The sequence below is a fragment of the Wenzhouxiangella sp. XN79A genome, assembly GCF_012272825.1.
Classification (GTDB): domain Bacteria; phylum Pseudomonadota; class Gammaproteobacteria; order Xanthomonadales; family Wenzhouxiangellaceae.
The window spans coordinates 6,762-20,581 of sequence record NZ_JAAWWS010000155.1; the positions used below are offsets into that span (position 1 = coordinate 6,762).

General features: G+C 62.1%; 10 protein-coding genes, 2 tRNA genes and 3 rRNA genes. 4 read left to right on the forward strand and 11 right to left on the reverse strand.

What is annotated here, in order from left to right:
* A partial coding sequence (locus tag HFP89_RS15840; RefSeq protein ID WP_206212330.1) for a hypothetical protein occupies positions 1-265 on the forward strand: 265 nt, incomplete at its 5' end.
* A 170-nt stretch (positions 266-435) separates the two neighbouring features.
* Here the strand turns inward: HFP89_RS15840 and rrf are convergent.
* From rrf to gshB, 11 genes are all read right to left on the reverse strand, one after another.
* Positions 436-550, reverse strand: a 5S ribosomal RNA gene (rrf, locus tag HFP89_RS10805).
* A gap of 111 nt (positions 551-661) precedes the next feature.
* A 23S ribosomal RNA gene (locus HFP89_RS10810) occupies positions 662-3,545 on the reverse strand.
* A 183-nt stretch (positions 3,546-3,728) separates the two neighbouring features.
* Positions 3,729-3,804: transfer RNA gene (locus HFP89_RS10815), tRNA-Ala, on the reverse strand.
* A gap of 7 nt (positions 3,805-3,811) precedes the next feature.
* Positions 3,812-3,888: transfer RNA gene (locus tag HFP89_RS10820), tRNA-Ile, on the reverse strand.
* 95 nt (positions 3,889-3,983) lie between these two features.
* Positions 3,984-5,533 (reverse strand): 16S ribosomal RNA (locus tag HFP89_RS10825).
* The 16S, 23S and 5S rRNA genes sit together here with 2 tRNA genes alongside, the layout of an rRNA operon.
* A 358-nt stretch (positions 5,534-5,891) precedes the next feature.
* A complete protein-coding gene (gene trmB, locus HFP89_RS10830; RefSeq protein WP_346775232.1) occupies positions 5,892-6,599 on the reverse strand; it encodes a tRNA (guanosine(46)-N7)-methyltransferase TrmB in 708 nt (235 codons plus the stop codon).
* Positions 6,600-6,648: 49 nt separating this feature from the next.
* Positions 6,649-7,569: an aspartate carbamoyltransferase catalytic subunit gene (locus tag HFP89_RS10835; protein WP_168717677.1), complete on the reverse strand. Its 921-nt coding sequence runs from the start codon at positions 7,567-7,569 to the stop codon at positions 6,649-6,651.
* A complete protein-coding gene (gene ruvX / locus HFP89_RS10840) occupies positions 7,566-8,009 on the reverse strand; it encodes a Holliday junction resolvase RuvX (protein ID WP_168717678.1) in 444 nt (147 codons plus the stop codon). Before ruvX ends, HFP89_RS10835 begins: the two co-directional genes overlap by 4 nt.
* Positions 8,002-8,523 carry a YqgE/AlgH family protein gene (locus tag HFP89_RS10845; protein WP_168717708.1) on the reverse strand — a complete coding sequence of 174 codons (522 nt, stop codon included), beginning with the start codon at positions 8,521-8,523 and terminating at the stop codon, positions 8,002-8,004. Before HFP89_RS10845 ends, ruvX begins: the two co-directional genes overlap by 8 nt.
* A 101-nt stretch (positions 8,524-8,624) precedes the next feature.
* Positions 8,625-9,482 (reverse strand): energy transducer TonB, encoded by an 858-nt coding sequence (locus HFP89_RS10850; RefSeq protein ID WP_168717679.1) that lies wholly within the window; start codon positions 9,480-9,482, stop codon positions 8,625-8,627.
* Positions 9,483-9,490: 8 nt separating this feature from the next.
* Positions 9,491-10,426, reverse strand: a complete 936-nt coding sequence (gshB, locus tag HFP89_RS10855) for a glutathione synthase (protein ID WP_168717680.1) — start codon at positions 10,424-10,426, stop codon at positions 9,491-9,493.
* A 171-nt stretch (positions 10,427-10,597) separates the two neighbouring features.
* Between gshB and HFP89_RS10860 the strand changes: the two genes are divergently transcribed.
* From HFP89_RS10860 to HFP89_RS10870, 3 genes are all read left to right on the forward strand, one after another.
* The gene (locus HFP89_RS10860; protein ID WP_168717681.1) at positions 10,598-11,023 is read left to right on the forward strand and encodes a response regulator; all 426 of its coding nucleotides are present in this window, start codon (positions 10,598-10,600) and stop codon (positions 11,021-11,023) included.
* Positions 11,024-11,117: 94 nt separating this feature from the next.
* On the forward strand, positions 11,118-11,669 hold the full coding sequence (locus HFP89_RS10865; protein WP_168717682.1) for a chemotaxis protein CheW: 552 nt from the start codon (positions 11,118-11,120) through the stop codon (positions 11,667-11,669).
* 79 nt (positions 11,670-11,748) lie between these two features.
* Positions 11,749-13,785: a methyl-accepting chemotaxis protein gene (locus HFP89_RS10870; protein ID WP_168717683.1), complete on the forward strand. Its 2,037-nt coding sequence runs from the start codon at positions 11,749-11,751 to the stop codon at positions 13,783-13,785.
* Positions 13,786-13,820: the final 35 nt, after the last annotated feature.

Here is a 13,820-nt window from a genome sequence, read left to right on the forward strand (position 1 = left end):
TGAAGATCCACCGCCCGGCGGAACGAAGAAAAAAGCCCAGACGCGGAATGCATCTGGGCTTTCGAATAAATGCCTGGCGGTGACCCGCTTGCGGGTGCGTGTCTCCGCAAATCGATCGTTCGGCCGAAGGCCGGTCGAATTGGCCCGTCAGGGCCTTCGCGCGCAGCGGGGCGAAGCGCGAATGAAGATCCACCGCCCGGCGGAACGAAGAAAAAAGCCCAGACGCGGAATGCATCTGGGCTTTCGAATAAATGCCTGGCGGTGACCCGCTTGCGGGGGCGTGTCTCCGCAAATCGATCGTTCGGCCGAAGGCCGGTCGAATTGGCCCGTCAGGGCCTTCGCGCGCAGCGGGGCGAAGCGCGAATGAAGATCCACCGCCCGGCGAAACGAAGAAAAAAGCCCAGACGCGGAATGCATCTGGGCTTTCGAATAAATGCCTGGCGGTGACCTACTCTCACATGGGAAACCCCACACTACCATCGGCGCTACTGCGTTTCACTTCCGAGTTCGGGATGGGATCGGGTGGTTCCACAGCGCTATTGCCACCAGGCAAAGCGAACTTGTAACCGCATGGCCTCTTCGGACCACACAGCGGAATTCTGTTCAAGAGCGTGTCGTGTCGCGCCGATCAAGTCCAGCGCAAAGTTGGCTTTGGCGTTATATGACCAAGCCTCACGGGCAATTAGTACTGGTTAGCTTCATGCATTACTGCACTTCCACACCCAGCCTATCAACCTGGTCGTCTTCCAGGGCCCTACAGGGACCTCAAGGGTCCAGTGAAACCTCATCTTGGGAGGGGCTTCCCGCTTAGATGCTTTCAGCGGTTATCCCGTCCGATCGTAGCTACCCGGCAATGCATCTGGCGATACAACCGGAACACCAGCGGATCGTCCACTCCGGTCCTCTCGTACTAGGAGCAGATTCCCTCAAGTTTCAAGCGCCCACGGCAGATAGGGACCGAACTGTCTCACGACGTTCTAAACCCAGCTCGCGTACCACTTTAAATGGCGAACAGCCATACCCTTGGGACCGGCTACAGCCCCAGGATGTGATGAGCCGACATCGAGGTGCCAAACACCGCCGTCGATATGAACTCTTGGGCGGTATCAGCCTGTTATCCCCGGAGTACCTTTTATCCGTTGAGCGATGGCCCTTCCATACAGAACCACCGGATCACTAAGACCTGCTTTCGCACCTGCTTGATCCGTCGATCTCGCAGTCAAGCACCCTTGTGCCTTTGCACTCAGCGCACGATGTCCGACCGTGCTGAGGGTACCTTCGTGCTCCTCCGTTACTCTTTGGGAGGAGACCGCCCCAGTCAAACTACCCACCACACACTGTCCCCGACCCGGATAACGGGCCTGGGTTAGAACTCCAATTACACCAGGGTGGTATTTCAAGGTTGGCTCCACGCAGACTGGCGTCCACGCTTCGAAGCCTCCCACCTATCCTACACAGGAATAACCGAAGTTCAGTGTGAAGCTATAGTAAAGGTTCACGGGGTCTTTCCGTCTAGCCGCGGGTACACTGCATCTTCACAGCGATTTCAATTTCACTGAGTCTCGGGTGGAGACAGTGTGGCCATCGTTACGCCATTCGTGCAGGTCGGAACTTACCCGACAAGGAATTTCGCTACCTTAGGACCGTTATAGTTACGGCCGCCGTTTACCGGGGCTTCGATCAAGAGCTTCGCCGAAGCTAACCCCATCACTTAACCTTCCGGCACCGGGCAGGCGTCACACCCTATACGTCCACTTACGTGTTTGCAGAGTGCTGTGTTTTTAATAAACAGTCGCAGCCACCTGGTCACTGCAACCCCCACCAGCTCCGAGAGCAAGTCTCTTCACCAGCAAGGGCGTACCTTCTCCCGAAGTTACGGTACCATTTTGCCTAGTTCCTTCACCCGAGTTCTCTCAAGCGCCTTGGGATTCTCACCCTGCCTACCTGTGTCGGTTTACGGTACGGTCAATTGTTACCTGAAGCTTAGAAGATTTTCCTGGAAGCCTGGCATCAATACCTTCGCGCCACATGGGCACTCCCCATCACACCTCAGGATTGAACCCCCGGATTTGCCAAGGAGTTCTCCCTACATGCTTGGACCGGGACAACCAACGCCCGGCGCACCTAGCCTTCTCCGTCTCTCCATCGCAGTAACATTTGGTGCAGGAATATTAACCTGCTTCCCATCGACTACGCCTTTCGGCCTCGCCTTAGGGGCCGACTCACCCTGCGCCGATTAACGTTGCGCGAGGAAACCTTGGGCTTTCGGCGGGAGGGTTTTTCACCCTCCTTATCGTTACTCATGTCAGCATTCGCACTTCCGATACCTCCAGCAAACCTCTCGATTCACCTTCGCAGGCCTACGGAACGCTCCTCTACCATGCAAGTAAACTTGCATCCGCAGCTTCGGTACACAGCTTGAGCCCCGTTAAATCTTCCGCGCGGGCCGACTCGACCAGTGAGCTATTACGCTTTCTTTAAAGGGTGGCTGCTTCTAAGCCAACCTCCTGGCTGTCTGTGCCTTCCCACATCGTTTCCCACTTAGCTGTGATTTGGGGACCTTAGCTGGCGGTCTGGGTTGTTTCCCTTTCCACGACGGACGTTAGCACCCGCCGTGTGTCTCCCGTGATTGCACTTCCTGGTATTCGGAGTTTGCAATGGTTTGGTAAGTCGGTATGACCCCCTAGCCATAACAGTGCTCTACCCCCAGGAGTGAGACACGAGGCGCTACCTAAATAGCTTTCGAGGAGAACCAGCTATCTCCGAGTTTGTTTAGCCTTTCACTCCTAGCCACAGGTCATCCCCTAATTTTTCAACATTAGTGGGTTCGGGCCTCCAGTGAGTGTTACCTCACTTTCACCCTGCCCATGGCTAGATCACTCGGTTTCGGGTCTACTCCTAGCGACTGCACGCCCTATTAAGACTCGGTTTCCCTTCGCCTTCCCTAAATGGTTAAGCTTGCCACTAAAAGTAAGTCGCTGACCCATAATACAAAAGGTACGCCGTCACCACCGAAGTGGCTCCGACTGCTTGTACGCACACGGTTTCAGGTTCTATTTCACTCCCCTCTCCGGGGTTCTTTTCGCCTTTCCCTCACGGTACTGGTTCACTATCGGTCGGCAGAGAGTATTTAGCCTTGGAAGATGGTCCTCCCATATTCAGACAGGGTTTCACGTGCCCCGCCCTACTCGATTTCACTTTCAATGCCTTTTCGCATACCGGGCTATCACCGTCTATGGCCGGCCTTCCCAGGCCGTTCTGCTAAAACAAAGAAAGCTTAAGGGCTAGTCCCCTTTCGCTCGTCGCTACTGAGGGAATCTCGGTTGATTTCTTTTCCTCCGGGTACTTAGATATTTCAGTTCTCCGGGTTCGCTTCCCTACCCTATGTATTCAGGTAGGGATACCTGCAAGCAGGTGGGTTTCCCCATTCGGAAATCCACGGATCAAAGCTTGTTGTCAGCTCCCCGTGGCTTATCGCAGACTACTACGTCCTTCATCGCCTTCTGCCGCCAAGGCATCCACCGTGTGCGCTTGGTCACTTGGTCATATAACCCAAAGCCAACTTCGCTATGGGCGCCATGACTTCGCGCCAAGATTTGATCGCTGACACGACTGAACGGACCTCGAATACGAACAGCGGCTACGCGTTCGTTTCTCGATCCATCCAAGACGCTCTTGAACAGAATTCCTGATTGTTAAAGAACTTGATCCAGCCGGCCCATCAAGAATGGTGGAGCCAGGCGGGATCGAACCGCCGACCTCCTGCGTGCAAGGCAGGCGCTCTCCCAGCTGAGCTATGGCCCCACAAGGATGGTGGGTCTGGGAAGATTTGAACTTCCGACCTCACCCTTATCAGGGGTGCGCTCTAACCAACTGAGCTACAGACCCATCGAAAACGATGAATCTCAAGAGCCGGCATGGTGCAGTTCTTGCTGCAGATAACTTGTGTTGGACGTCCCGAGAGAACCGGGTGCATTCTCTTTAAAGGAGGTGATCCAGCCGCAGGTTCCCCTACGGCTACCTTGTTACGACTTCACCCCAGTCATTGACCACACCGTGGTAATCGTCCTCCCGAAGGTTAGACTAACTACTTCTGGTGCAGCCAACTCCCATGGTGTGACGGGCGGTGTGTACAAGGCCCGGGAACGTATTCACCGCAGCAGTGCTGATCTGCGATTACTAGCGATTCCGACTTCACGCAGTCGAGTTGCAGACTGCGATCCGGACTAGGATCGGCTTTGTGGGATTGGCTTGCTCTCGCGAGTTCGCTGCCCTCTGTACCGACCATTGTAGCACGTGTGTAGCCCAGCCCGTAAGGGCCATGATGACTTGACGTCATCCCCACCTTCCTCCGGTTTATCACCGGCAGTCTCCTTAGAGTTCCCGACATTACTCGCTGGCAACTAAGGACAAGGGTTGCGCTCGTTGCGGGACTTAACCCAACATCTCACGACACGAGCTGACGACAGCCATGCAGCACCTGTCACTCGGCTCCCGAAGGCACCAAACTATCTCTAGTAAGTTCCGAGGATGTCAAGGGCTGGTAAGGTTCTTCGCGTTGCATCGAATTAAACCACATGCTCCACCGCTTGTGCGGGCCCCCGTCAATTCCTTTGAGTTTCAACCTTGCGGCCGTACTCCCCAGGCGGTCAACTTAACGCGTTAGCTTCGCCACTAAGTCCTATTAAGGGGACCCAACGGCTAGTTGACATCGTTTAGGGCGTGGACTACCAGGGTATCTAATCCTGTTTGCTACCCACGCTTTCGTACATGAGCGTCAGTCTTGGTCCAGTAAGCCGCCTTCGCCACTGATGTTCCTCCGGATATCTACGCATTTCACCGCTACACCCGGAATTCCGCTTACCTCTACCAGACTCTAGCTTGCCAGTATCGAATGCAATTCCCAGGTTAAGCCCGGGGCTTTCACATCCGACTTAGCAAGCCGCCTGCGCACGCTTTACGCCCAGTAATTCCGATTAACGCTTGCACCCTCCGTATTACCGCGGCTGCTGGCACGGAGTTAGCCGGTGCTTATTCCTTAGGTACCGTCAATTGCCATGGCGTATTAGGCCAGGCCGTTTCTTCCCTAATAAAAGTGCTTTACAACCCGCAGGCCTTCTTCACACACGCGGCATTGCTGGATCAGGCTTTCGCCCATTGTCCAATATTCCCCACTGCTGCCTCCCGTAGGAGTCCGGGCCGTGTCTCAGTCCCGGTGTGGCTGATCATCCTCTCAGACCAGCTACCGATCGTCGCCTTGGTAGGCTTTTACCCCACCAACAAGCTAATCGGACGTAGGCTCATCCTGCAGTGTGAGCTTTCAAGAAGAGGCCCACTTTCCTCCGTAGAGCGTATGCGGTATTAATCCGAGTTTCCCCGGGCTATCCCCCGCTGCAGGGCAGATTCCTACGCATTACTCACCCGTCCGCCACTCGTCAGCACAAGAGCAAGCTCTTGCCTGTTACCGTTCGACTTGCATGTGTTAAGCATGCCGCCAGCGTTCAATCTGAGCCAGGATCAAACTCTTCAGTTCAAAAGCAAATGTCTTCGAACTTCGGAACGATCCCCACTCTGAAATTTCTTTCAGGGCGGGACGAACCGATTTGGCACCACTGATGGTCCAATCGGGACGCCCACACAAGTTATCTGCATCAATTGTAAATGAACGTTTCGTTCGCGCTTTGGCATTTCGCCGAAGCAGGCCGAGCAGTATAACGCGATTTCCGTTTCGGTCAACACCTTGTGGAAAAATTTTTCCGGGCGGTGCCGCCGTCGAAGTCGCGTTCCAACCCGACGAGCCGACGAATTATAGAGACGATTTCGGGGGTGTCAACCACTTTCACGAAGTTTTTTCGCCCCGCCGGCGAGGGCGCGATGGAAACCGTCCAGAATCAGCAACCTGGCGGTCCAACGCACTCGACGTCCGGGCGGCGGCGGTAGAGCAGGTCGCGCACTTCGTGCCCCCGTTTCAGGCCGCGGCGCTCGAAATGCGTCTCCGGGCGCCAGTCCGGCTTGACCACGTCCGGGCCGCCGAGGTTCTCCAGCGCCGGTTGTTCGGCCAGCACGTCGTGCATCCACTCGGCGTAAGGCACCCAGTCGGTGGCCAGGTGCAGCCGACCTCCGGGCCGCAGCACCCGCGCGGCCAGTGCCGCGAACGCCGGCGAGACCAGCCTGCGCTTGTGGTGCCGCTTCTTCGGCCATGGATCCGGAAAGTAGACCCTCAACATGTCGATCGACGCCTCGGGCTGCTGCTGGAGCACCTCGACGGCGTCGCGCATCGCGACCCGGACATTGCCCAGACCGGCAGCTTCGAGCCCGCGCAACAGCCGTCCGACGCCGGGCTCGTGGACTTCGATCCCGACGAAATTGGCGTGCGGTTCACGCGCGGCCATCCAGCACAGCGCTTCGCCGTTGCCGCAGCCGATCTCGACGATCAGCGGGGCCGGCCGCTCGAACAGCTCGTCCAGGGTGTCCGCGTCGTCGGGGACGGCATAGATCGGAAGCAGATCCTCGAGCGCACGTTGCTGCGCCGGCGTCAGGCGGCCGGGTCGGCGTACGAAACTGCGCACGCGGCGACGCTGTTCCTGCTCCTCGCTCACTTTCCGCTGCTCGATCGGTTGCTCATCGGCTGTTCCTCCGGCGGGCCGCTCATCGGTCGAAGGCAGCCAGTGCACGTTCATACACCGCCATCCGGAGGAACACGCCCATTCGGACCTGATGGAGGATGCGCGAGCGCGGCCCGTCGGCGACCTCGGGGTCGAGCTCGATGCCGCGATTGACCGGCCCGGGATGGAGCACCCGCACGCCGGGCGACAGTCGTTCGGCGCGTGCGGCGGTCAACCCCCAGGAGGCGTGGTAGGTCGCCACGTCGGGCAGATCGAGGGCGTCGATGCGTTCGCGCTGGATCCGCAGGCAACCGACCACGTCGACGCCGTCGAGCGCGGCATCCGGATCGTCGTAGCGACGCACTTCAGCGAAGGCCGGATCGCCCGGGTCCGGCAGAAGCTCCGGGGGGCCGGCCATCCGCAGCTCGCCGACGCCCAGCCGGCGATACAGAGCGAACGCCGAGCGCGCGACTCGTGAATGGCGGAGGTCGCCAAGCAGCACGATCCGCGCCGTGGGCCAGTCGATGCCCTCTTCGAGCAGGGTGGCCGCATCCAGCAGGGCCTGGCTGGGATGGGCGTGCGTTCCATCACCGGCATTGATGACGGCGACACCGGAAGCGGCAAGGACAGCGGCTGCGCGTTCCGGGATGCCGGCCTCGGCGTGGCGGACCACCAGCGCCGCGATTCCCATCGCCGCAAGCGTGCCGACGGTGTCGTCGACGGTCTCGCCCTTGACCGACGACGATCGATCGGGGTCGACGGTGATCGAATGCAGACCGACCCGCCGCGCGGCGAGCTCGAACGAGACGCGGGTCCGCGTGCTCGGTTCCCAGAACAGCTGGGCGACCTCTCCGTCGAGACGGCGCGGCGCAGCACCGCCGGCCAGGGCCACGGCGCGGCCGATCAGCGCCTCGGCCTCGCCGGGTGCCAGGCTTGCGATGTCGAGCAGGTGTCTGCCGGTCATGCGGACGCCCCAGCGGTTTCGGCCAGCCACGATTCGAGAATGACGGCGGCGGCGTGGCTGTCGAGCTCGGCGGCGTCGCGCCGACGCGCGCGGCCGTCGCGCCGCGCGGCGCGGAACCGGGCGTCGGCTTCGCGCGACGAGAATCGCTCGTCGTGCATCACCACCCGGAGGTCGGGATGGGCGGCTCGTAGCCGCTCGGCGAAAGCGCGGGCCGCCCGACTCATCGGCGACTCGGTTCCGTCGGCGGCCAGCGGCAGGCCGACGACCACGCCGGCCGGCCTCCACTCACGAACGATGACGGCCAGGTCCGGCATCGGGTCGCCGGTGTGTCGGAGGGTGCGAAGCGGCTGTGCGGTGCCGGTCAGCGGCTGGCCGGTCGCCACGCCGATGCGGCGTTCGCCGAAGTCCAGGCCGAGCCAGACCCGGCCGACTTCAGGCATGGCCACCGACGGGTTGCAGAGTTGCTGCATCGATGCCCAGCGTGGCCACGGCACGCATCCAACGGTCGTCGATCGGCAGATCGAAGACGATCTCGGAGCGGGCGTTGGTGTTCAGCCAGGCGTTATCGCGCAGCTCTTCTTCGAGCTGCCCCGCCGACCAGCCGGCATAGCCGAGCGCAACGACGAACTTCTCGGGGCCGCGATGCTCGGCGATCGCTTCGAGCACGTCGCGCGAGGTGGTCACCATGATGCCGGGGGCCACCTCGGTGGTCGATTCCCAGGCACCGTCAGGGGTATGCAGCACGAATCCGCGCTCCTGCTGGACCGGCCCGCCGGCCAGCACCGGCCGGTCACCGATGGATGCGTCCTCGCACGGAATATCGAGCTGCGCGAGCACGTCCTTCAGCGTCAGGTCGGAATGACGGTTGATCGTGATCCCCAGCGCGCCTTCGTCATTGTGCTGGCACATCAGCGTGACGCCATGATCGAAGTTGGGATCGTCGAGTCCGGGCATCGCGATCAGTAGTTGCTGGTTGAAATAACTCACGGGATCAGAATAGCAGGAGCCTGTCGTCGATGTCGGGACGACGACGGCCGGTTGCAAGTTCGCAGCGGTCAGTCCAGCCCGCCGCTGGCCGAGAACTGCCAGGTGCGCGTGATCGTGAGGATGTCGGTTTCGGCCAGGATATCGGGCGGCAGGGCCGAGAACGGCGCGGAAAGCCGGACGATCCGCACCGCGGCTTCGTCGAGCATCTCGTGCCCCGACGACCGCAGCACCTGGACCCGCTCGATCGAACCGTCCGGCAGCACGTCGACACTGAGCACCAGGCTGCCTTCGAGGCCCTGGCGCCGCGCCTGCTCCGGATAGTTCATGTTGCCGACGCGCTCGACCTTGGCCACCCAGGAGCGCATGTAGGCCGCATAGAGGTGCTCGCGGGTGCTGGCGGTGATGAACTTCCGGCGCGGCCGCCTCGGGGTGACGCGTCGCTCGGCCAGCGGATCCGGTGCTGCGGTCGCCAGCTCCCGGGTCTGGGCCAGCAGGTCCTGAGTGTCGGGCAGGGTTTCCTCGACCGGCTCCTCGGCCGGCGCTTGCGGCTGCGCAACATCGGGATCATCGACGGCGACGATTTCGTCGGCCGGGGTTTCGGCCGGCGCCTCGGCTTGTGCCGGCTCGGGCGTGGGCTCCGGCGGCGGGCCGGCCGGTTCGCTCGGCGGCGGCGCCGACGGGCGCTCGAGATCCGGGTTGTCGCCGCCGCCGACCTGGTTCGCCTGGGCCAGGAAATCGGCCTCCTCGGGTGCGGTTTCGCTGGCCGAGTCGACCAGGATGACGTCGAGACTGGGCGCCTGCTCGCCACGGCTGGCGTCGAGCCAGTCGAAATGCAGCTGGGTCAGCACCAGCGCGTGCGCCGCCACGGCCAGCAGCAGCGCCAGGGTCAGCACTTCGGGGTTGGCGCGTTCCCGGGCCTCGGCCATCGTCGGCGTCAGCGTTCCAGCGCGTCGAACAGCTGTCCGGCGATATTGATGCCGAACTGCGCATCCAGCTCGCGGACGCAGGTCGGGCTGGTCACGTTGATCTCCGTGAGCTTGCCGTCGATCACGTCCAGTCCGGCGAAATCGATACCGTGTTCCACCAGCACCGGACCGACCACCTCGGCGATCGCTCGCTCGGCGGCGGTCAGCGGGCGCCCTTCGCCGCGGCCGCCACGAGCCAGGTTGCCGCGGAAGTCCTTCTCCCCGGGAATCCGGGCCAGCATGTAGGGCACCGGCTCGCCGGCCACCAGCAGGATCCGCTTGTCGCCATCCGCGATGCCCGGCAGGTACTGCTGGATCATGGCCAGCTTCCGCCCCTGGTCGGTCAGCGTTTCGAGAATGACCGAAAGGTTGGGATCACTCGACGAGACCACGAAGATGCTGTGCCCGCCCATGCCGTCCAGCGGCTTGATCACGGCCCGCTCGCGCGCTTCGACAAAGCCACGCAGCGCCTGCATGTCGGCGCTGACCAGGGTGTCGGGAATCCACTCGGGGAAGCGTGCGATCGCCAGCTTCTCGTTGAAACCGCGCAACGCATCGGGTCGATTGATCACTCGCCCGCCTGCGGCCACGACGCGATCGAGCAGGAGCGTCGCATATATATAAGTATCATCGACCGGCGGATCGGAGCGCATGAATACGAGGTCATCGGCGCCGAGCGGCCGGTGCGTTTCCTCGACGACGGCGAAGAAATCATCGGCCCGATCGACCAGCTCGACGCGCCGAAGCCGCGCGGTGCACCGCCCGCCGTCCAGCGTCAGGTCGCGCTCGTTGGCGTACCAGACCGGCAGGCCGCGCCGCTGCGCTTCGAGCATCAGCGCGAACGTGGTGTCCTTGACCGGCTTGATCGCCTCGAGCGCGTCCATCACGAACACGGCCTGGTTCATCGCGGCTGCTCCTCCGAAGAATTGAGAACTGGCTCAAGCCACAGAGCGCGTCGATTGACAGAGCGCACAACGAAAATATCGAACTGCGCTGGAATCAAAAGTTTCAACGGTTTAGACTTCCGAGAAAAGAATGTACTATAACCGCCTGTAAGCATTGATTGAGCGTACCCGATGAGCGACGCAGAGCACCCCAACGATTCCGCCTCGACGGACCTTGACGGCCTCAAGGTGATGGTCATCGACGACAGCCGGACAATCCGGAAATCGGCCGAGACCATGCTCAGCCGCGAAGGCTGCGAAGTGATCACCGCCGATGATGGATTCGAAGCGCTGTCGCTGATCCACAAGCATCAGCCGGACCTGATCTTCGTCGACATCATGATGCCGCGCCTGGACGGGTACCAGACCTGCGCGATCATCAAGAACAACGACCAGTTCCGGGATACGCCGGTCATCATGCTGACCAGCAAGGACGGCCTGTTCGACAAGGCGCGCGGTCGCATCGTCGGCTCGGACCATTACCTGACCAAGCCGTTCACCAAGGACGAGCTGCTGTCGGCCGTTCGGGAGAAGGCGCCGGGCAAGCAGGCGGCGTGACGGGCCGGCGAGACGCCTGGCCGTCGTCCCCGGGGAGATCCTGGCCCGGCCCGCCATCGAGCCGGGCTGAAGAAAGGGAGGAGTGACCGGATTCATGGAATCCAAGTCCGCAATCGAAAACCGCGCTCTGTTCGAGAAGCTCCTCGACTTCGAGGCGCGCAGCATCGCGCACGACGTCAGCACGTCCAGCCAGCGCGACAGCGAAACCAACTGGGACGGCGTCGTGTTCCGGCTCGGCGAGCACCGGCTGACGATCGGCATCACCGACGTCGATGAAATCCTGCCGCTGCCGTCCTCGACGCCCGTTCCGGGTGCCCGGGACTGGCTGATCGGCATGGCCAACGTGCGCGGCAACCTCGTCACCATCGTCGATCTGGGCTGGTTCCTGTTCGGCAGTCGCACGCCGATCACGATGCGTACGAGGCTGATCCTGACCCGCCTGCAGGGGCGCTATGTCGGGCTGATCGTCGACGAGGTCTTCGGCCAGCGTCACTTCAATCGCAACGACATCGCGCCGGTGGACGATCCGCCGGACGCGCTGCAGGGCCTGGTCCAGGACCAGTTCCCGCAGGGCGAGGATCGCTGGGGCCGACTGCAGATCCGGCAACTGATGACCGAACCCCGTTTCCTGGACGGCTCCGCCTGAGGCGGGCGTCCCCTGTATCGATGCACCGACCGACCCGAAGAAACGACAGAACGACTGAATCGAATCAAGAGGCCCAGGCATGAGCAGCAAAACCCCCATCACCGAGCGCCGACTTTCCCCAGCACAGGTCCTGTTGTTCCTGGTGCTGGTCGGTCTTGTGGCCGCCGTGTCGGTCAATTTCTTCCTCCTCAACCAGCGCACCCAGCAGGAAACGCAGTACCTGGCGCTGACGACGGAGGTCCAGGTGCGCGCCCAGCAGCTCGCCAAGGCCGCCGGTGAGGCCGCCATCGGCAACTTCGACGCCTTCGACGAACTGGCCCTGACCCGTGAGATCATCGCCGACGCGATCGACCAGCTGCGAAACGGCAATCCGGAGACCGGCCTTCCGCCATCGCCGGCCAGCGTCAACGACAACCTCGCCACGCTGGAGCAGATCTGGCAGCGCATCGAGGTCGAAGCCGAACGGATCCTGAGCCGCTCCGAGCTCGTCCTGGACCTCGCCGACTCCGCGGCCGCGTTCGGAACCAACATTCCGCAGCTCCAGGCCCTGTCCGACGAAGCGGTGCGCCTGATGATCCAGACCGGCACGCCGGTCGGCCAGATCTACGTTGCGTCCAGGCAGCTGGTGCTTGCCGACCGCATGCTGCGCCGCGTCAACGAAATCCTCGGCGGCGGCGCCGGCGCGATCACCGCAGCCGACGCGTTCAGCCGGGACGCCGTGCTCTTCGACCAGGTGCTCCAGGGCCTCCTGAGCGGCAACGAAGAGCTGAACCTGCCGGCCGTGCGCAACCCCGACGTGCTGGCCGCACTGGTCGCCATCCAGCCGGTGTTCGAGGAAGTCAAGATCGACGTCGACACCATCCTGTCCGGCTCCTCCGACCTGTTCGACGTGCGCGAAGCCGCCGACGAGATCTTCCTCGACTCGCAGGACCTGACCGACCAGGCCGCCACGCTGGCCAACGAGTACGCCACCCTCGGCGAGGGTCGGCTGTGGCCATCGCTGACCGCAGGGATCGCCCTGGCCGCCGGCGCGCTGCTGGTGCTGTTCCTGGTCGGCCTGAACCTCTACATCGCCCAGCGCCGCCGGGCGGTCGAGACCGCCGAGCTCAACCAGCGGAACCAGGAAGCCATTCTGCGCCTGCTCGACGAGATGTCGTCGCTGGCCGACGGTGACCTGACGGTCGAGACCACGGTGACCGAGGATGTCACCGGCGCTATCGCCGACTCGGTGAACTTCGCCGTGGAGGCCTTGCGCGACCTGGTCTCGGGCGTCAACTCGACGGCCCGCCAGGTGGCCGCCCAGGCCCAGGAGACCGAGGCCACGACGACCCAGCTGGCCGAGGCGTCGGAATACCAGGCCCGCGAGATCCGAACCGCCACCGACACCATCAACGAAATGGCCAAGTCGTTCGACGACATGGCTCGGCGATCCAGCGAATCCGCGGAAGTCGCGCAGAGCTCCGTCGAGATCGCCAACCGCGGCGCCGACATGGTGCGCCAGACCATCGCCGGCATGGACTCGATCCGCGACCAGATCCAGGAAACCTCCAAGCGAATCAAGCGACTCGGTGAGTCCTCGCAGGAAATCGGCGACATCGTCGAGCTGATCAACGGCATTTCCGAACAGACCAACGTGCTGGCCCTGAACGCCGCCATCCAGGCCGCATCGGCCGGCGGCGCAGGCCGCGGTTTCGCCGTGGTTGCCGACGAAGTCCAGCGCCTTGCAGAACGCGCCACCAACGCCACCCGTCGAATCGAAACGCTGGTCCAGACGATTCAGTCCGACACCTCCGAGGCGGTCACTTCGATGGAAGCCACCACCTCGCAGGTGGTCAGCGGGGCCCGCACCGCCGAGGACGCCGGTGAAGCACTGGAGTCCATCGAGAAGGTCTCCAACGATCTGTCCCGGCTGATTCAGGACATTTCCACCCAGGCCCAGCAACAGTCGCAGAACGCCGGCAAGATCGCCACCCTGATGAACTCGATTCGGGACATTTCCGTACAGACGACGGAAGGCACGAACCAGACGGCGAAGTCGGTGGTCAGCCTGGCCAACGTGGTCCGCGACCTCCGTGACTCGGTGTCCGACTTCAAGCTGCCCGAGGACCAGGGCTGAGCGTGTCCCTGCGTTGCAACGAGCGGCAATCTGAG

Excerpts from the sequence above, each read along its gene's own strand:
- HFP89_RS10835 (WP_168717677.1), bottom strand. The coding sequence starts at position 7,569 with ATGACCGGCAGACACCTGCTCGACATCGCAAGCCTGGCACCCGGCGAG.
- ruvX (WP_168717678.1), bottom strand. The coding sequence starts at position 8,009 with ATGCCTGAAGTCGGCCGGGTCTGGCTCGGCCTGGACTTCGGCGAACGC.
- HFP89_RS10845 (WP_168717708.1), bottom strand. The coding sequence starts at position 8,523 with ATGCCCGGACTCGACGATCCCAACTTCGATCATGGCGTCACGCTGATG.
- HFP89_RS10850 (WP_168717679.1), bottom strand. The coding sequence starts at position 9,482 with ATGGCCGAGGCCCGGGAACGCGCCAACCCCGAAGTGCTGACCCTGGCG.
- gshB (WP_168717680.1), bottom strand. The coding sequence starts at position 10,426 with ATGAACCAGGCCGTGTTCGTGATGGACGCGCTCGAGGCGATCAAGCCG.
- HFP89_RS10860 (WP_168717681.1), top strand. The coding sequence starts at position 10,598 with ATGAGCGACGCAGAGCACCCCAACGATTCCGCCTCGACGGACCTTGAC.
- HFP89_RS10865 (WP_168717682.1), top strand. The coding sequence starts at position 11,118 with ATGGAATCCAAGTCCGCAATCGAAAACCGCGCTCTGTTCGAGAAGCTC.
- HFP89_RS10870 (WP_168717683.1), top strand. The coding sequence starts at position 11,749 with ATGAGCAGCAAAACCCCCATCACCGAGCGCCGACTTTCCCCAGCACAG.